Raw genomic sequence first — 18,915 nt, 5'->3', positions numbered from 1 at the left:
TTTCTCTGCTGCTTCAACGCTCGCCGGGCCAGCGAAAACACTGTGAAGTAGGGTGTGGTTCATGCAAGCTGCCTCCTTGATCTTTGCGGCCGTGTTCTCATTGGTCGCTATCGTCGGCGTGTTCCTGGATCTGCCCACCTGGATTTCCGTCGCCGCGCTTGCGGCCGCGGCCCTGTTCCTGGTGCTCGGCCTGGCAGATAAGTACCGGCAGATGGAGCGCACGTCGATCGAGCTCGACAGCGAGCAGCGCGCCACCATTGAGCGCATGAAGAAGGAGGGCAACCACGATATGGCGGCCCGCCAGGTGCAGTTGTGGTTCCGGAACACCAGCTACGAAGATGCAGCAGCCGTGGTGCGCGAGCTGTAGCGTCATCCCGTAGGCTGGAACGCATGACTGAACGCACTCTGATTCTGATTAAGCCCGACGGTGTGGCAAACGGCCACGTCGGCGAGATCATCACCCGCATCGAGCGCAAGGGCCTCAAGCTCGTCGAGATGGACCTGCGTACCGCTGACCGCGAGACCGCTGAGAAGCATTACGAGGAGCACAAGGACAAGCCGTTCTTCGGTGAGCTCGTGGACTTCATCACCTCCGCTCCGCTGGTCGCTGGCATCGTCGAGGGCGAGTCTGCAATCGCCGCGTGGCGTCAGCTCGCCGGTGGCACCCACCCGGTGGAGAAGGCCACCCCGGGCACCATCCGTGGTGACTTCGCCCTGACCGTCGGTGAGAACGTGGTGCACGGCTCCGACTCGCCGGAATCCGCTGAGCGCGAGATCGCGATCTGGTTCCCGAACCTCTAGATCCTCACTCGGTTAATGGCACGTGAACTCGTGCCGAACAGTCCCCGATGAACTGCTGCTCCGGTTGCAGCTCTTCATCGGGGACTTGATTCTTAGTGCATGACTTCCCAGAATCTTCCCCGCCGTCGTTTTCTGGCCGGTTCGGCGACGGCTGCTGCAGCCGCTGCCGTCGGAACGCAAGCAGTCGCTCACGCGCAATCCTCTTCCTCTTCTTCTGCACTGTCCTCGGCGCGTTTGCCGAAGGCCCCGGCCCCCAAGCCGTGGTCGGTGTTCATGCACGGCGTTGCTTCGGGTGACCCACTGCCGGATTCGGTGATCATCTGGACCCGCGTGAGTGTGTCCCCAGAGGCTGCGCCGGGATCTGAAAAAGGTGAAGATGCGGATGTGACCTGGGAGATTGCCACCGACGACGCGTTCGCGAACATTGTCCGCAGTGGCTCGGCCCGCACTACCGCAGTTACCGACCACACCGTCAAGGTGGACCCGCGCGGCCTGCAGCCGGGGACGGAGTACTTCTACCGCTTCCGCTACAAAGACACCATCTCTCCGGTGGGCAAGACGCGCACCGCGCCCGCGTCCAACGCTGACATCAATGAGTACAAGCTCGTTGTTGCGTCCTGCGCCAACTACGAGTGCGGCTACTTCACCGCCTACCGTGACATGGCTGAGCGCGCCGAAGCTGGCGGGGTCGACGTCGTGGTCTTCCTCGGTGACTACATCTACGAGTACCCGACGGGGGAGTACGCCGGTAAGTCCGGTGTCTCCCGCCCGCACCACCCGGCGCACGAGATTGTGACGCTGGCGGACTACCGCATCCGTTACGGCCGCTACCGCACTGACGAGCACCTGCAGCGCGCGCACGCTGCAGCGCCGTGGGTGGTTGTGTGGGACGACCATGAGACTGCCAATGACTCCTGGGTTGGTGGCGCCGAGAACCACACCCCTGGCGAGGAAGGTGAGTGGAAGGTCCGCGAGTCGGCCGCGCACCAGGCCTACTTCGAGTGGCTTCCGGTGCGCGCCACCCGCCCGTCGCAAGACGGTCACATCTATCGTTCGTACCGCTTCGGTAACCTGCTGCAGCTGACGATGATGGACCTGCGCTCCTACCGCGATGAGCAGGTGAAAACGTTCAGCAAGAAGATTGACGCACCGGAGCGCACCATGCTCGGCTCGGAGCAGTTCAACTGGCTCAAGGGTCAGGTCGAATCCGCCGACACCACATGGAATGTGCTGGGTAACTCGGTGATGATTTCCCGCATGGAGATCGGCCACCTGCCGAACACGACTGAGCAGAACCGTACCGCGAACTACGCCATCGACGAGTTCACCCAGTCCGCCGGCCTGGCTGTGAACACTGACCAGTGGGACGGCTACCGCGCTGAGCGCGCCAAGCTGTTCAACATTCTCACCAACACCAAGGCGCACACGCTGTTCCTCACCGGCGACATTCACTCTGAGTGGGCGCACTCCGTGCAGCACAACGGACTGGAAATCGGCGCGGAGATGGTGTGCTCTTCGATCACCGCGCCCAATGTGGACGAGATTGTCACGCAGTACACCCGCACGTACACGCCTGAGGACAACCCGGTCACCCACCTGGTGGAGCAGGTCATGTACTCGGCGAACCCGTGGGTAAACCACGTCGACTTCGATTCGCACGGTTACGGCATTGCGCGCGTGCAGAAGGACCGTGTGAGCATGGATTTCTACCGCGTGTCCAACGTCGAAGACCCGGGCGCGTCGGCGCGTCTCGCGGTTTCGCGGACATGGGTGCCGGGTCAGGGCTTCCAGCAATAAGCTTATCGACGTCTCTACCCCGCCCGGCTTCCCACCACACCCAGCTCCGTATGCCACAATGGTTGCTGAACTATATGCCTTTCGTGGCATATGAATGTTCATCAAGCTTTGTACGAGAATCGTTCACTGCGCGGAGCTGACTGTCGGCTAGAAGCTAGCAGCGCTGTGCGGCGGCGGTGGGAGAGAACCTGCTATTGGTTGTTCCCACCAGCGCCCGGCGGGGATAGTCGCTCACGCGCGGCAATTCAATAGGAGATGTTCTTTCCGTGGCTGACAGCGACGAAAACACCACCACTGAGGTGTCCTCCGCGGCGCCGGCGCAGAAAAAGACAACGAAAAAATCTGCGGTAAAATCCACCAAGAAAACAGCAAAGAAGTCGACTAAGACGGCGAGAAAGACGGCCAAGAAATCATCACGGCGTGCTGCTAAGAAGTCGACATCGAGTTCAGAGCAGCATAACGAAACGCAGGCAGCTGAACAGTCCGCTACTCCGCTGTACGACCGTTCCCGTCTCGGTGAGAAGACCCGAGTCTTCGCCTTGGCGAAAGAGCTGGGCATGTCCTCGAAGGACCTGGTCGTCGCGCTCAACGAGCTGGGCATGGTGAAGGTGGCGCAGTCCTCGTTGACACGCGCGGAAACCGAGCAGCTTCTTGACGCTTTGGAGTCCCAGCCCAGCTCCTCCGACGACAAGATCCGCGAGCGCGTCCGCAAGGATGTGGCCAACGAGATCAACCAGATCGAGGAGAAGGTCGAGGCTGATCTCGAGTCTGCCGGGGTTGCGGAACCCGCTGACGAAGACAGCGACGACACCGACGAGACGGATGACGCTGAAGTCTTGTACGACGTCGAACCTGACGTGACCCCGGCCCCGGAGGATGATGACGAAGATTCCGCCACGGGCCTCTACGCGCCGGTGTTCAAGGCGGCGCCGCGGTCGTCGCGGAGGAGGGCGAGTCGCTCGTCGGAAAGCGATGCGAAGGGCACCGAGCAGACGCAGGACGCCCCGGGCGACGCTGCCGACGCAGGATCCAGCGAGGCGAGCGAGGACAGCAAGGACTCCGGGTCCAAATCGAAGCGTCGTAGTTCGCGCAAGACCAGCCGCAAGCGCACCGAGAAGCAGGACAATGCCGAGCCCGAGCAGATCGACGAGCCGAAGGCCATCAAGGGGTCTTCGCGTCTAGAAGCGCAGCGCCGCCGTCGCACTGAGCGCCGCGAAGAAGATCGCAACCGTTCGCGCGTGGTGTCCCAGGCGGAATTCCTTGCGCGCCGCGAGTCGGTCGAGCGCACCATGGTCGTGCGGGAGCGTTCGCGTCACGACGGGCCCGGCAAAATCACCGAAGTCGGCGTCCTGGAAGATGGCCTGTTGGTGGAGCACTTCGTTGACTCCGACGACAGTGCTTCGATGATCGGCAACATTTACCTGGGACGTGTGCAGAACGTGCTGCCCAGCATGGAAGCTGCGTTCATTGATATCGGCCAGGGCCGCAACGGCGTGCTCTACGCTGGCGAGGTCGACTGGAAGGCTGCCGGCCTCGGCGGTCGCGCGCGCCGCATCGAGCAGGCGCTCAAGTCCGGTGACCAGGTGTTGGTGCAGGTGACCAAGGACCCAGTCGGCCACAAGGGCGCGCGCCTGACTACGCAGATCTCCTTGGCGGGCCGCTACTTGGTCTACGTGCCGGGCGGGCACAGTGCCGGAATTTCGCGCAAGCTTCCGGCCCCGGAGCGCAAGCGGTTGAAGGACATTCTGGTCAAGGTCGTTCCGGGTAAGGGCGGGGCGATCATCCGCACGGCCGCTGAAGGCGTGCCAGAAGAGGCCATTGCCGCGGACGTGAAGCGTCTGCACACCCAATGGCAGACCATTAGGCAGCAGTCGGAGCAGGAGAAGAAGTCGAAGGGTTCCAAACCGGTCACGTTGTACGAGGAGCCGCGTCTGCTGGTCAAGGTCGTCCGCGACCTGTTCAACGAGGACTTCCAAAAGCTTGTTGTCGACGGCAAGAAGCCGTGGAACGTGGTGAGCAACTATGTCGAGTCCGTCGCCCCGGATCTCGCTGACAGGCTCGAGCTGTTCGACCGGGGCGACCACGACGGCCAGGACGTATTCGAGGTCTACCGTGTCGACGAGCAGATTCAGAAGGCTCTGTCGCGCACTGTGTGGCTGCCGTCCGGCGGCACCTTGGTGATCGACCGGACCGAGGCCATGACTGTTATCGACGTCAACACCGGCAAGTTCACCGGTTCCGGCGGTTCGCTGGAGGAGACGGTCACGTCGAACAATATGGAGGCGGCCGAGGAAATTGTCCGCCAGCTGCGTCTGCGCGACATCGGCGGCATGATCATCATCGACTTCATCGACATGATCTTGCCCGAGAACCAGGAACTGGTGCTGCGCCGCTTCAAGGAGGCGCTCGGCCGCGACCGCACGCGCCACCAGGTCTCCGAGGTCACCTCGTTGGGCCTGGTTCAGCTCACGCGCAAGCGCCTCGGCACAGGGCTCGTGGAGACGTTCTCGACGAAGTGCGAGTGCTGCGACGGCCGGGGCATTGTGCTTTCCGACGATCCCGTCAGAGCAACCGATTCACGCGACGACACTCCGGGTCGTGGCGGCCGCCGCGGGAACCAATCCCGCCGCCGCAAGCCGGCGCAGGATCCGGCGGGCCACCCGGCAGCTCTGGCCATGCAGGGCCGTGACGATGATCCTTCTCAGGAGTCCGGGCGGGACACCGAGAATGACGTAGAGAAGGACGTGGAGCAGCTCGAAGAGCTTGCCGACGCTGTCGTGATCACCAACGACCCAGTCGAACCCATCGACACGAGCGACACGAGCGACACAAGCGATACCGACGATTCCTCCGATGAGGACCGGCCGAAGCGACGCTCCTCCCGCCGCCGCGGTCGACGCGGCAGCGGCCGCGGCAAGGGTCGCCCGCAGCAGGAGACCACCGACACCCAGGACACGCCCGAGGATTCTTCCGGTCGGGACGACGAGGACGCGTCCGAACCGGCGAAGACGTACGAGGAAGCTGTCGAGGAATTCGAGCGCTCGCCGCGCCGCAAGCGCAACACTCGCGGCAACTCCACGTCGGATCACCGCCCGCGCCGGGAGGACTACGAGCAGGCTGAAGCGGAAGATGACCAACCGGACGATTCCGCTGAAAGCGCGCAGCCCCGCACGTCTGATCCGGGCCGTGCGCCGGAGCGCGGCTCCCGCGGTCGTCGCCGGGCGACCCGTCGCACCACGGCTGGGCGCGATACGGCACGGCAGCCGGTGAACGAGAAGCCGATGCAGCGCCAGGAGCCGGCCAAGAAGTCGAGTGGCAAGGCTGCGCCGCAGCAAAGCGACCAGCCGGCCCAAACCCGCTCCCGCGGGCGTCGGCGCGCTACCCGTCGCACCAGCTAGTTGAACCGAGGAGAACCGGTGGGGGCCGTTAAATCGCGGCTCCCACTAAACGCCCGCCAATGACTGAAGCCCCCTTCCCAGCGGGAGGGGGCTTAGCCGTTAGCTAGCGGTCGTGCTTAGGCCATGTCGGTCGGTGCGTCGAAGTCGATGCCCTCGGAGTCCGGGAACTCCGGTGCTTCGTTGTAGGTGTCGATGGCTTCCTCGGTGTCGTAGTAGCCGTCGCCGGTGGTGTCGGTCAGCAGGGAGTCGCCGTAGCCGTCGCCGTCGACATCGATGATGGCCTCGTCGGTGATGCCGTCGCCGTCGGTGTCGGAGTGCTGCTCGTCGACCTTGCCGTCGAAGTCGGAGTCGACGAACAGGGTGTCGGTGATGCCGTCGCCGTCGGAGTCAACCTCCATGGCGTCGATCTCGCCATCGTTGTTGGTGTCGTAGACGATAGCGTCTGCGTAGCCGTCGCCGTCCAGGTCGACGACCACGCCGCCCTCCGGGTGAGCCTCGCTGGACATTGCCGGGTCGGTTTCGGTGGCGCGCTCCGGAGCAGCCTCCTCGTCCTCGAGGTCGTCGAGAGCGATGTCGTCGGAGTCAGACGGTGCCGGTGCTGGTGCGGCAGCGCCAGGTGCCTCCTCAGCCGGTGCCTCCCCAGCCGGTGCCTCCTCAGCGGGAGCCTCCGGAGCCGGAGCTGGTGCTTCCTCAGCCGGAGCTTCCGGAGCCGGAGCCGGTGCGCCCTGCTCAGCCGGTGCGCCCTCCGCCATGTTCTCGAAGAACTCGCGCTGCTCCTGGTTCGGGCCGGACGGGGTGCCGTCAGTGGAGTCGATCTGGCCGTCACCGTCGAAGTCGTACTCGCGGTAGTCCATCTGGCCGTCGCCGTCGGTGTCGAAGGCGAAGGAGTCGAGCTTGCCGTCCTTGTCGGTGTCGGAGAAGCGGGTGTCCATCTCGCCGTCGCCGTCGGTGTCGAACTCGACGCTGTCAGCCTGGTGGTCGTAGTTCACGTCGCGGACGGTGGTGTCCATGATGCCGTCGCCGTCGGTGTCGAAGTGCTCGACGTCGGTCTGGCCGTCTCGGTTGGTGTCCTGCGCGGCGTAGTCCGGAGCGCCGTCGCCGTCGAAGTCAACCTCGACGCGCTCGACGTTGCCGTCACCGTCGCGGTCGAAGATGCGGGTCTCTGCGACGCCGTCGCCGTCCATGTCGGCGTGGAAGGTGTCCAGGTTGCCGTCGCCGGTGGTGTCCTGGCCGCCCTGGATGTCACCGGTGTGGACGTTGCCCTCGGCGTCGGTGTACTCGAACTGGGTGGGGACACCGGTCTGCTCTTCAGCGCCAGCGTTCTGGGGTGCGTTCTGGTTCTGGGTGTTCGGGGTGTTGTTCTGAGCGTTTCCCTGGTCGGACATTGTTCGTTCCTCTCGTGTGTTGTGTGTAGTTTCGGTGGTCTTGCGGTCCGGGCTTCCCGGGCTGTTGTGACCTGACGTTCTGTCCAGTCACCTGTGTAATGCGCAGCCTATGCCCAAGGTTCCCGGAAGGTTTGAAGTTTTTCTCAAACTTTCCACCAAAAATGTCAAAACACCAGGTTAAGATCTGCTTATACCTGAGAAGGTACTTCTTCTCTGCGCTGAAGAATGCGCAGCAAGAGATAATTTGGGCTTAAATGGCCGTCATGGAACCGACCACTTCTCAGCCTGCTCAGCACACTGCTCAGCAGGCATCGCCGCAGCGACGAAGTCCGCGGGAATCACTCGACCGAGCGATGGACATTGCACGTCGCTACGGCCAGAATTCTGCCGTCGATGTGGCTGAGAACCTCTTGGACGCACCTTTCCGCACGGGCACAGTCGTTGTCGTCGGCGAGATCAAACGAGGCAAGTCCTCCCTTGTCAACGCGCTTGTGGGGCAGCGGGAGCTGTTGCCGGTGGACGTGTTGACGTCGACAAGCGCCCCGATCCGCGTCAGTGTCGCCCCGGCAGGGGAGGGGCCGATCTCCCCGCGCGTCGAACTCAACCGCGGCGACGGGCGCCAGCCCATTGACATCGCCGATTTGCCGCGCTACGTCACCATCGACGGCATGGAGGGCTCACGTAGCGGCAGCGACGACGATGAGCTGGCTACGGCAGCGTCGATCGAGTTGGAATGGCCCGCACTTGCAGGCACGACCATCGTCGATACGCCTGGCGTGGGTGGTCTTGACGAGCACGCGGTGAAGGCGTCCTTCAGCGAAGCTCACCGTGCGGGCGTGTTGCTCATGGTGTGCGATGCGTCGACGCCGATCACGAAGCCGGAGATGGACATTCTCGCCGAAGCGCGCCAGGAGGTCGGCGCCGTGATCGTCGCTGTGACCAAGACTGATAAGAACATCCGCAGGTGGCGGGCGATTGTGGAGGACAACCGCAGGCTCATCCGCGAGCACCTCGGTGCCGATGTCCCGGTGATCGGGGTTTCTAGCCTGCGCGCTATGGATTCGGTGGATATGACAGCCACGGACCCGGAGCGTGCGGAGGCGATTGCCCAGCGTAGCGGCATCGTGGACCTCCGCAACGAGATCCACCGCATGTTGAAAGACCCGAAGGCGCTGGGTCTGCGCAGCTCCATCGAATCCATCATGACCACGCTGAACGGTATTCAGAAGCAGATCGCCCGTGAGATCGAACTGAACGCGAAGCCCACGCAGGGAGTGGCCAAGCTGGAGGAGGAGCAAAAAGAGCTTGAGGAGCTCAAAGAGCACGCCTCCGAGTGGGAGCAGTTGCTCGCCCGCGATATTCAGCTCATGCGTAACCGCATCACCGACGAGCTGGATCAGGACATCGAAGCGCTGCGCAACGGATGGACGCAGCGCATCAACAAAGAGGGCATGCGCGTCCTGCGCTCGAAGCCGCAGGTGTTCACCAGCCAGATTGAGGCGGAGCTGACGGAACTGATCAGCAGCACCCTGGACAAGCAGCTCGACGGCATCAAGGAACGGGCAGAGCAGTTGTTTCCGGACCGGCCGGAAATTGTCCACTCGGTGCTCAGCGCTGCGGTCAGCTCTATTGCCCCGGAGGCCGTGAAAGGCCGTCAGGTGGACAAGAAGACGAAGGACCTGATGGATCCCTCGATGCTCACCATGGGTGCGATCGGTGCCGGCGCGTTGTCGTTCATCATTCCGTTCGCGCCGCTGGCAGGTGTGGTCTGGGTCGGTGTGAACATGAGCTTCCGTGCTCTGCGCAACGGCAAGACCCACTTGATCCAGTGGTTGCGCGAGATCACGCAGACGACGCGCATGTCCATTACCCGCCTGTTGGACACGATGATCGCGTCCGCCCGCACCGAAATGGTTCTGCGGTACCGCTCTCACCTGCGTCACCGGCAGAAAGAGGTGCAAGAGCACATTACGCAAGCCCGTAACGCCGCCCGCGAGACGGAGACGGAGCGCAAAGAGAAGATCACGCGTCTGTCCAAGAACCAGAAGATCATCGCGGGCACGATCAACGAGCTGAAGACCCACCTCCAGACTCTCTAAGGAGACCACTATGAGCCAGCCCCACCAGAACGGCGCTGAGGCGCTCAACGTTCTTCTCCGCCAGAGCATCGAGGCGCTTGGACAGGGAGGACCGCACCTCGAGCAGCCTGCAGCCGAGCTGCGCGAGTTGGTCTCGCGTCCGCCACGAGTCGCGGTCATCGGGCGCTTGAAGTCGGGCAAGTCCACACTGGTCAACGCGTTGACAGAGAGCCGCATCGCGGCGACCGGGTCGTTGGAGTGCACGATGGCGGTCAGCGTCTACGACGAAGGCGCGCCGGCTCGCGCGGAGGTCATCGGTCTCGATGGCAAGGTGCAGAGCGTTCCGCTCGCCGGGGAGCCGTTGGCGGACCTGGGCCGCCCACTCGACGAAATTGATTTCGTCCGCCAGTTCATCCCGATTGCGCGTTTGGCCACGCTCGGCATCATCGACACCCCGGGTACAGCGACGCTCACCGTCGAAAACGAGGCGCGCACGCGGCGCATGCTTATCGACGGCTCCCAGGACACCAAACGAGCCTCCTCCTGGGCTGACTGCGTGGTCTTCTTGTCTGACTCCGCCCCCCGCGACGACGAACGCGCGTTCGTGGCTGATCTGGGAATGACCCCGTTGACGGTGGTGGGTGTGGTTTCCAGGGCTGATTCTTTCGGCGCTGGAGCGTTCGGTCAGAAGGACCCGCTGGAAGTCGCGCAGGCGTATGCGGGACGCATTGCAGAGCAAATGGGCGGTACGGTCGGCGCGATGGTCCCGTTGTCGGGTTTGCTGGCTGAATCTGCCTTGACGGGCCGGGTCACCGGCGCGGTGGTCCGCGATGTCGCAGCGCTGGCCGGCCTGGACCGCGATGCGATGCTGGAGTTTGTTGAGGCGGAGGATCCGTCGACAAGCGTGGAAGGCTTCACCGCGGACGAGCGCGACCATCTCTTGGACGTCATGGGCGAATACGGGCTCATGTATGGCCGCACGGTGGCTGCGGAGCAGGGGCCGGCAGGGCTGCTGGAGTGGATGAAGCGAACATCGGGAATTGAGCGCTTGACCACGATCATCACCGAAGAAATGCCGTATTTTGCCACTCTGCAGCGCGCAGTACGCGTTGTCGATGCCCTGGACACGCTGTCCAATGCGCCGGAATCGCGCGACCATGCGCTGTGGGTGCAGTCCGTGCTGGAATCGCAGCCGGCGATGAAGGATGTCATGCTCTACCGCAGCTTCAAGAACACGGTGGCGGATTCGCCGAACTCGACGCTCATCCCGCGGCTGCGGGCGGCGATCCAAGGTTCCAACCCGGCACAGAAAGTCGGCTTGCGTGCCGACGCCCCACCTGAGCGCGTCATTGACGTTCTCCGCAGCGAACTCGGCGAGCTACGTGAGCTTGCTATGACCCCGCTCTCCGCCGCGGAAGATGACGCGCGCGAACGCCTGATTGTGGCCTACCAAGCTGCCTGGAAACGGATGACCAGATAGCCAGCACGGGTTAGACTAATGCCCGTCTTTGTGTTTAAGGAGGAAACGGCGTGGCCGGTTCGTGGAATTTAGCAATTGACTTCGGTACTTCTAACTCGGCGGCCGCCCACACGAGTCCGGCGGGCGGGGCGATCGAAGCTGTGGCGTTGAGCCACCGCTCCAACCTGATGCCATCGGCCATCTATGTCGATTCTGACAGTAAAAACGTGGTCAGCGGCGACTCGGCGCTGCTCGCCGGGCGGCGCGACCCTTCGCGCCTGGTGCTGTCCCCGAAGCGGTTTATTGATCACGAGACGATTGAATTGGAGGGTGATGATGTCCAGGCGCAGTTGGTTTTTGCTGCGCTGATCGGCGACATTGTGGACCGCACGAAGTCTCAGCACGCTGGCGTGGATCCGGATACGGTGACGTTGACGCATCCGGAGCGGTGGTCGCACAATGCGGTGGGGAATTTGGTGGATGCGGCAGAGCGCGCCGGAATTCCGTCATCGAAGCTGCGCATGATCTCCGAGCCCCGCGCCGCAGCCATCCACTATGCCGCTCAGCAGCAAGTCCCCGCAGGCCAGCACGTGGCTGTGTTCGACTTCGGCGGCGGTACCTTGGACATCGCGGTGCTGCGCGCGGAGCACAACGGCGACTACCGCGTCGTTGCCGCGAAGGGCGACAACAGTCTCGGCGGCAGGACGATCGACAACCTTGTCTACCGCTGGGTCATTGAGCAGATCGACCACGACGACCCCGACCTGGCCGATTCCTTGCGCACCGCGCCCACGTCCGTGATGAACGCTCTGCAGGAGAACATCCGCGAAGCGAAGGAGATGCTCTCCGACACCTCGTCTGCAACCGTCACCATTTCTTCGCCGTCGGGGGAGAGGGATGTGTTGATTACCCGTGATGAGTTCAACAAGGTCATCTCCCAGCCCATCCAGCGCGCAGCCGAGATGACCAGCGCCGTGCTGAGCGAGGCCGACGTCAACTCCTCCGACACCCCGATCTACCTCACCGGTGGATCCTCCCGCATCCCGTATGTGCAGGACGAGCTGGGCAAGGTCGGACGCGTCATGCGCCTCGACGACCCGAAGACCGTCGTCTGCCGTGGCGCACTCGTGGCCACGATGCGCGGGTTCACCCAGCCCGCCCAGAGCGGCGGCGCACAGCGTACAGCGGCGTCGGGCTCTAACCCGTTCGCCGGCGCGAGCCGTCCTGTGCAGTCCAGTCAGCTGTCCCAGATTGGCCAGCCCGCACAGCCTGCCCAACCAGCGCAGCCTTCTCGGCCTATTCCGCAGACGCAAACCGCGCAGCTGCCGCAGACTGCGCGCCCGGAGTACACTGCGCAAGCTGGTCAGGCCGGTCAGCCCGGCCAGTTCGGCGGCGTAGCAGCTGGCGTTGCGACTGGAGTTGCATCCGGTAGCACCCAGGGCAGCACTCCGTACGGTCAAACGCCCACCCCGGGGACGTCCCCGTCGAGTAGCGCAGATAAGAACAAGAGCAGCAAGGGCCCGCTGCTTACGGCCGGCGCTCTCGGAGCGGTTGCGTTGCTCGGTATCGGCGGCTGGGCGCTTACCCGCGGCGGAGGAGACTCCGCTGAGACCACGGCGGCTGGCGAAGTGACCCCGACCGTGAGCGACTCCGTGCCCGCGCCAGAGGGCAGTGAAACCGCGCCTACATCAGCGTCGGCAGAGACGAGTTCCTCGCCGGCAGCGGCTGGATCGGGATCCCAGTATGTCCCCGTCGCCGAGCTGATCGGGTCCGACGACTTTTTGCCTGAGCAATTCCGTAACTCCATGAAGACGTGCAACACGGAAGCGGAAGAAGCCGACGGCCTTGTCTACAACAAGTGGATTTGGGATCCGTCGGTTACCTACCACCGTTGTTCGCAAGAGGGCAACAACTTCGGTCTCACAATCTTCAGGGATGACAACGCCACGACGGCTTTCGAAGCAGTGGAGAAGCTGCCCTCGGATCAAGGATCGGAAATCTCCGGCGGCAACCCGACAGTGCGCACCGCCACGAATAGCTCCGGAAGTCCGGTCCGTGACGTGATCATCTACTACCCGGACGAAAAGATCTTGATCTCCACGCTTATGCGGGAGGGCGACGAAGGCGCACGCACCTGGGCCTCCAACAACGGGTTTATGTAGTCACCCCGCGGGCCACTAGAGCCTCCTTCAGCCTGCCGCGCGCTCGGTTGAGGCGGCTTTTCACCGTGGCGACGGGAATGCCCTGGTGCGCGGCGATCTCATCGTAGGACAGGCTCGCGTATTCGCGCAGCACCAGGACTTCTTTGAAGTCAGGGTCCAACGACTCGAGAGCTTCACGCACCACCATCGTGGTGGTCACGCGCTGCTGGATGGGGGCAGCGCTATCAGCTTCCTCCGCACCGGCCTCATCGTCGGGAAGCTCGCGCTTTTTGCGCATGATGTCCAACGCGGCGTTAGACGTGATGCGGTAGAGCCACGTGGAGAACCTCGCCTCCGGCTTGAACCGTTCGATGTTCTTCCACGCGGAAATCATGGCGTTCTGCATGGCGTCCTCGGCGTCGTGCTGATTGCCCGTCACCGACATCGCCACCGCCCACATGCGTCGGTTCGCGTCGCGCACAAGTTCAGAGAATGCTTTCTCGTCGCCGTTTTGCGCGCGAGCGACCAGCTGCTTTTCTGTGTCCCTATCCACGCGCCCTCCTTAAAGCCCTGCCAACGGGTCGTCAGCGCCGAAATCGTCCAAGTCGTCAGAACCGAAGTCATCGGAACCGAACTGGTCGAGATCATCGGAGCCGAGATCGCCGGAATCAGCCGAGCTGTCAGCGAACTCGTCCGGCTGGTCGGGCTCCGGCCAGTCGATCTCGTCGGCATCGTCAGCTGCGCCGGCATCGTCGGACGGAGGAGGGGCTTGCGCGCCGTCGTCAAGCGAAGGCTCGTCGAAATCCGCCAGGTCGATGTCGCCCTCCTCCTCGTACGGCACGAGGCTGTCGGAGTCGGGAACGAGATCGCCGTCGGGTTCGGGTGTTGCGGGGTCGACCGCGATGTCGAGCATGCGCGCAAGCGCATCTTCGGACGGGGCGCTCTCAGCGAAAAGGGAGCTGAAGGGCGGAAGATTCATGGTTTCAGTAGACTCAGTCATCGTCGGGACCTCCTTTCTTGAACAGGTGAGCGCGAAAAACCGCGTGTGTCTTCCGCCAGTGTAATGCTCCGAAGACAAGAAAGGTTCCCGGAGCTGTTTGGTTTTTGTCCTGGGTGCGGTGTAGTCTTTGACAGTCGCTGTTTTGGGGCGCGCCTTGCTGTATTGGAGCATGCGGGCAGGGCTGCCTGGTAGAAACCCAAAACGCTCAAAGAATCTCACATGATATTCGGTGCTGTGGCATGCCGGCGCCGGACGAGTAGAAGAAAGGGGTAACCCGCTATGTACGCTATCGTCAAAACCGGTGGTAAGCAGCACAAGGTTGCCGAAGGCGACCTCATTCGGGTCGAGAAGATCGAGGGTGAAGCTGGCGATTCTGTGGCACTCACCCCGGTTCTCCTCGTCGACGGCGCCAACGTGACCTCCACCGCCGATGACCTTGCAAAGGTCAGCGTCTCCGCTGAGATCGTGGAGCACGGCAAGGGCCCGAAGATCGACATTCTCAAGTACAAGAACAAGACCGGTTACAAGCGTCGCATGGGCCACCGCCAGCCCAACACCACGCTGAAGATCACTGGCATCAAGTAGGGAGATACACACATGGCAACCAAGAAGGGTGCATCCAGCTCCGCGAACGGTCGTGACTCCGAGTCCAAGCGCCTCGGCGTCAAGCGCTTCGGAGGCCAGCAGGTCAAGGCCGGCGAGATTCTCGTCCGTCAGCGCGGCACCAAGTTCCACCCGGGCGACAACGTCGGCCGCGGCGGCGACGACACACTGTTCGCTCTGACCGAGGGTTCCGTCCAGTTCGGCATCAAGCGCAAGCGCCGCATTGTCAACATCGTCCCCGCTGACGGTGAGGGCGTGTCCTCCGAGGTCCTCGAGGCCGCAAACGAGGCCAACCTTGTTGAGGATGAGGTCGTCGAGGATAAGTCCGCTTCCGCAACCGCTTAAACGCGGCTTGAGCGTCATGCGCCGGTGAACCCAGCTGGGTTTTCCCGGCGCTTTTCGCTTAATGTCAACAAGAGAACACACGCAGCACCGTGTGAAAGGAGCATCACCATGGCACAGTTCGTTGATCAAGCTGTCCTGCACCTGCAGGCCGGCGACGGCGGTCACGGCTGTGTTTCCGTGCACCGCGAGAAGTTCAAGCCGCTCGGCGGGCCCGACGGCGGCAATGGCGGGCACGGCGGCGACATTATTCTGGTGGTGTCCCCGCAGGTGCACACCCTCTTGGACTTCCAGTACCGCCCGCACTTGAAGGCAAAGCGCGGCGGCAACGGCGAGGGCGACAACCGCAACGGCGCCCGCGGTGAGGACTTGGTGCTCGAGGTACCGGTGGGCACCGTCGTGCGCGATGCGGACGGAGAGATCCTGGCTGACTTGAATGCGCCGGGCATGCGCTTCATCGCCGCTGAGGGCGGCTATGGCGGACTGGGCAACGCCGCGCTAGCGACCGCCAAGCGCAAAGCGCCCGGGTTCGCGCTCAAAGGTGAGCCGGGCCAAGCCCACGATCTCATTCTGGAACTGAAGTCCATGGCCGATGTCGGCCTGGTCGGCTTCCCGTCGGCGGGCAAGTCTTCGCTCATCTCCACTCTGTCGGCGGCGAAACCGAAGATCGCGGATTACCCGTTCACCACCCTGCAACCGAACCTGGGTGTGGTGGATGTCGGACACGACACCTTCACCATTGCTGATGTGCCGGGTCTGATCCCCGGCGCGAGCCAAGGCAAGGGCCTGGGCCTGGACTTCCTGCGCCACATCGAGCGCACCGCCGTGCTCGTCCACGTCGTTGACTGCGCCACGCTCGAGCCGGGCCGCGATCCGCAGTCCGACATTGAGGCGCTGGAGGCAGAGTTGGATTCCTACGCCGAACTCATCGAGACCGAGAGCCACGAATCGGGTCTGGGCGACCTGCGGGAACGCCCCCGCATCATCGTCCTCAACAAGATCGACATTCCGGACGCCCGCGAACTGGCCGAGTTCCTCCATGACGACCTCGCAGAGCGCTTCAACTGGCCGATCTACACCATCTCCACGGCTACTCATGAGGGGCTGGAGGAGCTGAAGTGGGCGCTGTGGGACGTCGTCAAGCAATCGCGCGCTACCCGCCCCAAGGTCGAAACGGCGACGCACCGTGAGGTCATCCGCCCGCGCGCTGTGGACCACCGTGACGAAATCACCGTCATCCCAGACCCCGAGTTCCCGGGTGCCTGGATGGTGGTCGGTGAGAAGGTCGACCGGTGGATCCGCCAGACCGACTTCGAGAACGATGAGGCTGTGGGCTACCTGTCGGACCGCCTCAACAAGGCCGGTGTCGAAGACCAGCTGCGTGCGCTCGGCGCGAACGAGGGTGACACCGTGACCATCGGCGACATTTCCTTCGACTGGGAGCCGTCCATCGGTGGCGATCCGACGCTCGCAGGCCGTGGCCAGGACGCGCGATTGGGTGGTACGCAGCGTGCGTCGGCAGCCGAACGCAAGCGCGCATCCCAGGCCCGCCGTGGACTGATCGACGAGTACGACTTCGGCGATGACCTGCTCGACCGCCGTGAAGCCGACCGCGAGCGCTGGCAGGGTTAAATGAATCTTCGCCGCGACATCGCCACGGCCAAGCGCATCGTGGTCAAGCTGGGCACGAGCTCGCTTGTCGACGAATCATCGGCCGTCTCCCAAGCCAAGATTGACCGCATTGTTGATGCGATCGAATCCCGCATCGCCCGCGGCAGCGACGTTATTGTTGTCTCTTCGGGTGCGATTGCGGCGGGAATGACGCCGCTCGGGCTGAAAACCCGTCCGCGGGACTTGGCGACGAAGCAGGCCGCTGCCGCCGCCGGCCAGATCCACTTGGCGCAGTCGTGGGGCCAATCGTTCGCCCGCTATGGCCGGACGGTTGGCCAGGTGCTGCTCACCCAGTCCGACGCCGGTGTGCGTGAACGCGCCCGCAACGCCCAGCGCACCATCGACCGGCTGCGGCAGCTGGGGTCGGTGCCGATTGTGAATGAGAACGACACGGTGGCGACGTCGGAAATGCGCTTCGGCGACAATGACCGGCTCTCCGCGATCGTGGCCACGCTGATTTCCGCCGACGCACTGATTTTGCTTTCCGACGTCGACGGCCTCTACGACCGCAACCCCGCCGACCCAGCCCCGAACTTCATCGATGAGGTTCGCAGCGGCAAAGACCTAGACGGGGTCGTCGCAGGAGACGGCGGGCGCTTTGGCACCGGCGGCATGGCCTCGAAGGTCTCGGCAGCCCGCTTAGCTACTCGTGGGGGAGTTCCGGTTCTGCTCACCTCCGCGGAGAAGATCGAAGAGGCGCTGAGCGATGCCCAGGTAGGGACCGTGTTCCACACCCGGCCCGATTCGCGCCTGTCCGCGTGGAAGTTCTGGGCACTCTACGCCGCTGACGCCGAGGGCATCCTGCGCCTGGACGAAGGCGCGGTCAAAGCTGTCACACGTGGCGGAACGTCGTTGCTCGCTGTCGGCATCACCGGTGTCGAAGGCGAGTTCCACGCCGGGAACATCGTGGAGATTCTCGGGCCCGACGGACAGGCAATTGGCCGTGGTGAAGTCGCCTACGGTGCTGCCGAGCTGCAAACGATGCTGGGCAAGCACACTGACGAGCTGCCTGCGCACCAGCGCCGGGCTGTTGTTCACGCGGACTATCTGTCCAACTACGCGTCGCGTCTGTAGGCAGGTTCGTTCTGACGGTAAATCACCACTGCCGATACACGAATGGGCGGTGAAGGGGGCATTAGTTTTTAATATCGCCTTTCGCTGCGCTGGCGCAGCGTTTCCGCAGGTCAGATTCGAGCGGTGGGGTCAAAAGGCGATAATCAAAATGTAGGTGCGCCCGTAACCTGACCGCCCGCATCTATCAGTAGCTCACGAGCCACCGTGCCTCCCGCACTTCAAAACTCTTATAGGCTCGAAACCATGAAGTTCGCTATGCTGCCGAAACCGTGGCCCCGTGCCGTTGCCGAGCTCGAGGGTGCCGGCCACGAGCACGTCGATATCGATGCCGATCCGGACGTGCTCGTCTATCACGGGGGAGCGGACGGTTTCCCGGAGCAGCTGCCGGAGAGTGTTCAGTTCGTGCAGTTCGCGTGGGCGGGTGTTGATGCCCTCGATGAGGCCGGGGTGATGCGCAATTCTGGTGTGCGCTGGGCCAATGCCGCGGGGCTGTATGACGATACGGTCGCCGAAACCACCCTCGCGCTTATCCTGGGCATCTTGCACCAGTTCCCGCGCGTGAAACCAGACGGGTCGACCACTCGCGACATCGCCTACGAGACGCGTTACCTTATCGAGGACATGACAGTGGCGGTCATTGGTGCCGGTGGAATCGGTAAGAAGCTCATTGAATTCCTCTGTCCATTCCGCCCGCATGTGGTTGCAGTGAACCGCTCCGGCCGTCCTGTTGACGGCGCCGACGAGACTATCGCCATGGCCGATGCTGGCGAAGAGTGGGGCCGCGCTGACGTAGTGGTTCTGCTCGCCCCGCTGACGAAAGACACCCGCGGCATGGTGGACGCTGACGTGTTGGCGCACATGAAGGACACCGCTGTGCTGGTGAACGTGGGCCGTGGGCCGCTCGTGGTCACCGATGACCTTGTGCAAGCACTACAAAACGGCAGGATTGGCGGCGCGGCGCTGGATGTCACTGACCCGGAACCGCTGCCGGCCGATCACCCGCTGTGGGAGCTGGACCACTGCCTGATCACGCCACATGTGGCGAATATTCCGCGCGTGGGCAAGGAGCGCATCGGTGGGTTGACATTGTCCAACTGGGAAGCGCTCGAACGCGGTGACGAGATGCCGACCGAAGTCGACGTGGAGGCTGGGTACTAGCGCTAGTC

The 18,915-nt window shown here is 63.4% G+C and carries 15 protein-coding genes; 12 read left to right on the top strand and 3 right to left on the bottom strand.

Translation table 11 applies throughout. From position 1 onward, the window contains the following. Nucleotides 1-61: 61 nt before the first annotated feature. The 4 genes from KBX17_RS08380 (at nt 62) to KBX17_RS08365 (ending at nt 5,996) form a co-directional block, all read left to right on the top strand. The gene (locus tag KBX17_RS08380) at nt 62-367 is read left to right on the top strand and encodes a hypothetical protein (protein WP_005289151.1); all 306 of its coding nucleotides are present in this window, start codon (nt 62-64) and stop codon (nt 365-367) included. Between the two features lie 23 nt (nt 368-390). Further along, on the top strand, nt 391-801 hold the full coding sequence (gene ndk, locus KBX17_RS08375; RefSeq protein WP_005289155.1) for a nucleoside-diphosphate kinase: 411 nt from the start codon (nt 391-393) through the stop codon (nt 799-801). A 99-nt stretch (nt 802-900) separates the two neighbouring features. Beyond that, nucleotides 901-2,598, top strand: a complete 1,698-nt coding sequence (locus KBX17_RS08370; RefSeq protein WP_256019352.1) for an alkaline phosphatase — start codon at nt 901-903, stop codon at nt 2,596-2,598. A 266-nt stretch (nt 2,599-2,864) separates the two neighbouring features. Beyond that, a complete protein-coding gene (locus KBX17_RS08365) occupies nt 2,865-5,996 on the top strand; it encodes a translation initiation factor IF-2 N-terminal domain-containing protein (protein WP_256019350.1) in 3,132 nt (1,043 codons plus the stop codon). 116 nt (nt 5,997-6,112) lie between these two features. On the opposite strand, the gene KBX17_RS08360 is transcribed toward KBX17_RS08365, so the two are convergent. Then, nucleotides 6,113-7,381, bottom strand: a complete 1,269-nt coding sequence (locus tag KBX17_RS08360) for a hypothetical protein (RefSeq protein ID WP_256019348.1) — start codon at nt 7,379-7,381, stop codon at nt 6,113-6,115. A 263-nt stretch (nt 7,382-7,644) separates the two neighbouring features. Between KBX17_RS08360 and KBX17_RS08355 the strand changes: the two genes are divergently transcribed. The 3 genes from KBX17_RS08355 to KBX17_RS08345 are packed head-to-tail and all read left to right on the top strand — an operon-like array spanning nt 7,645 to nt 13,080. Continuing rightward, nucleotides 7,645-9,480 (top strand): dynamin family protein, encoded by a 1,836-nt coding sequence (locus KBX17_RS08355; protein WP_050748869.1) that lies wholly within the window; start codon nt 7,645-7,647, stop codon nt 9,478-9,480. 10 nt (nt 9,481-9,490) lie between these two features. After that, a complete protein-coding gene (locus KBX17_RS08350) occupies nt 9,491-10,939 on the top strand; it encodes a dynamin family protein (protein ID WP_256019347.1) in 1,449 nt (482 codons plus the stop codon). Nucleotides 10,940-10,989: 50 nt separating this feature from the next. Further along, nucleotides 10,990-13,080 (top strand): Hsp70 family protein, encoded by a 2,091-nt coding sequence (locus KBX17_RS08345; RefSeq protein ID WP_256019345.1) that lies wholly within the window; start codon nt 10,990-10,992, stop codon nt 13,078-13,080. Here the strand turns inward: KBX17_RS08345 and KBX17_RS08340 are convergent. Then, nucleotides 13,073-13,612, bottom strand: coding sequence for a sigma-70 family RNA polymerase sigma factor (locus tag KBX17_RS08340; protein ID WP_256019343.1), 540 nt, complete (start codon nt 13,610-13,612; stop codon nt 13,073-13,075). The two genes, KBX17_RS08345 and KBX17_RS08340, sit on opposite strands and share 8 nt — an antisense overlap. Nucleotides 13,613-13,621: 9 nt before the next feature. Further along, nucleotides 13,622-14,059 (bottom strand): hypothetical protein, encoded by a 438-nt coding sequence (locus KBX17_RS08335; protein WP_040423546.1) that lies wholly within the window; start codon nt 14,057-14,059, stop codon nt 13,622-13,624. 279 nt (nt 14,060-14,338) lie between these two features. Between KBX17_RS08335 and rplU the strand changes: the two genes are divergently transcribed. From rplU to KBX17_RS08310, 5 genes are all read left to right on the top strand, one after another. Next, nucleotides 14,339-14,644: a 50S ribosomal protein L21 gene (rplU, locus tag KBX17_RS08330; protein WP_005289184.1), complete on the top strand. Its 306-nt coding sequence runs from the start codon at nt 14,339-14,341 to the stop codon at nt 14,642-14,644. Nucleotides 14,645-14,656: 12 nt separating this feature from the next. Next, nucleotides 14,657-15,007: a 50S ribosomal protein L27 gene (gene rpmA / locus KBX17_RS08325; RefSeq protein ID WP_005289188.1), complete on the top strand. Its 351-nt coding sequence runs from the start codon at nt 14,657-14,659 to the stop codon at nt 15,005-15,007. A 108-nt stretch (nt 15,008-15,115) separates the two neighbouring features. Then, on the top strand, nt 15,116-16,636 hold the full coding sequence (gene obgE / locus KBX17_RS08320) for a GTPase ObgE (RefSeq protein WP_256019342.1): 1,521 nt from the start codon (nt 15,116-15,118) through the stop codon (nt 16,634-16,636). After that, complete coding sequence (proB, locus tag KBX17_RS08315) at nt 16,637-17,749, top strand: glutamate 5-kinase (protein ID WP_256019340.1); 1,113 nt, start codon at nt 16,637-16,639, stop codon at nt 17,747-17,749. Nucleotides 17,750-17,992: 243 nt separating this feature from the next. Next, nucleotides 17,993-18,907: a D-isomer specific 2-hydroxyacid dehydrogenase family protein gene (locus tag KBX17_RS08310; protein ID WP_256019338.1), complete on the top strand. Its 915-nt coding sequence runs from the start codon at nt 17,993-17,995 to the stop codon at nt 18,905-18,907. Nucleotides 18,908-18,915 lie beyond the last annotated feature (8 nt).

Source organism: Corynebacterium sp. CCUG 65737 (assembly GCF_024454115.1).
GTDB classification, from domain to species: Bacteria; Actinomycetota; Actinomycetes; order Mycobacteriales; family Mycobacteriaceae; genus Corynebacterium; species Corynebacterium genitalium.
This window is presented reverse-complemented; position numbering and strand designations above follow the sequence as displayed.

Coding starts and splice junctions, on each gene's coding strand:
- KBX17_RS08380 (WP_005289151.1), top strand. CDS start 62: ATGCAAGCTGCCTCCTTGATCTTTGCGGCCGTGTTCTCATTGGTCGCT.
- ndk (WP_005289155.1), top strand. CDS start 391: ATGACTGAACGCACTCTGATTCTGATTAAGCCCGACGGTGTGGCAAAC.
- KBX17_RS08370 (WP_256019352.1), top strand. CDS start 901: ATGACTTCCCAGAATCTTCCCCGCCGTCGTTTTCTGGCCGGTTCGGCG.
- KBX17_RS08360 (WP_256019348.1), bottom strand. CDS start 7,381: ATGTCCGACCAGGGAAACGCTCAGAACAACACCCCGAACACCCAGAAC.
- KBX17_RS08355 (WP_050748869.1), top strand. CDS start 7,645: ATGGAACCGACCACTTCTCAGCCTGCTCAGCACACTGCTCAGCAGGCA.
- KBX17_RS08350 (WP_256019347.1), top strand. CDS start 9,491: ATGAGCCAGCCCCACCAGAACGGCGCTGAGGCGCTCAACGTTCTTCTC.
- KBX17_RS08335 (WP_040423546.1), bottom strand. CDS start 14,059: ATGACTGAGTCTACTGAAACCATGAATCTTCCGCCCTTCAGCTCCCTT.
- rplU (WP_005289184.1), top strand. CDS start 14,339: ATGTACGCTATCGTCAAAACCGGTGGTAAGCAGCACAAGGTTGCCGAA.
- rpmA (WP_005289188.1), top strand. CDS start 14,657: ATGGCAACCAAGAAGGGTGCATCCAGCTCCGCGAACGGTCGTGACTCC.
- obgE (WP_256019342.1), top strand. CDS start 15,116: ATGGCACAGTTCGTTGATCAAGCTGTCCTGCACCTGCAGGCCGGCGAC.
- proB (WP_256019340.1), top strand. CDS start 16,637: ATGAATCTTCGCCGCGACATCGCCACGGCCAAGCGCATCGTGGTCAAG.
- KBX17_RS08310 (WP_256019338.1), top strand. CDS start 17,993: ATGAAGTTCGCTATGCTGCCGAAACCGTGGCCCCGTGCCGTTGCCGAG.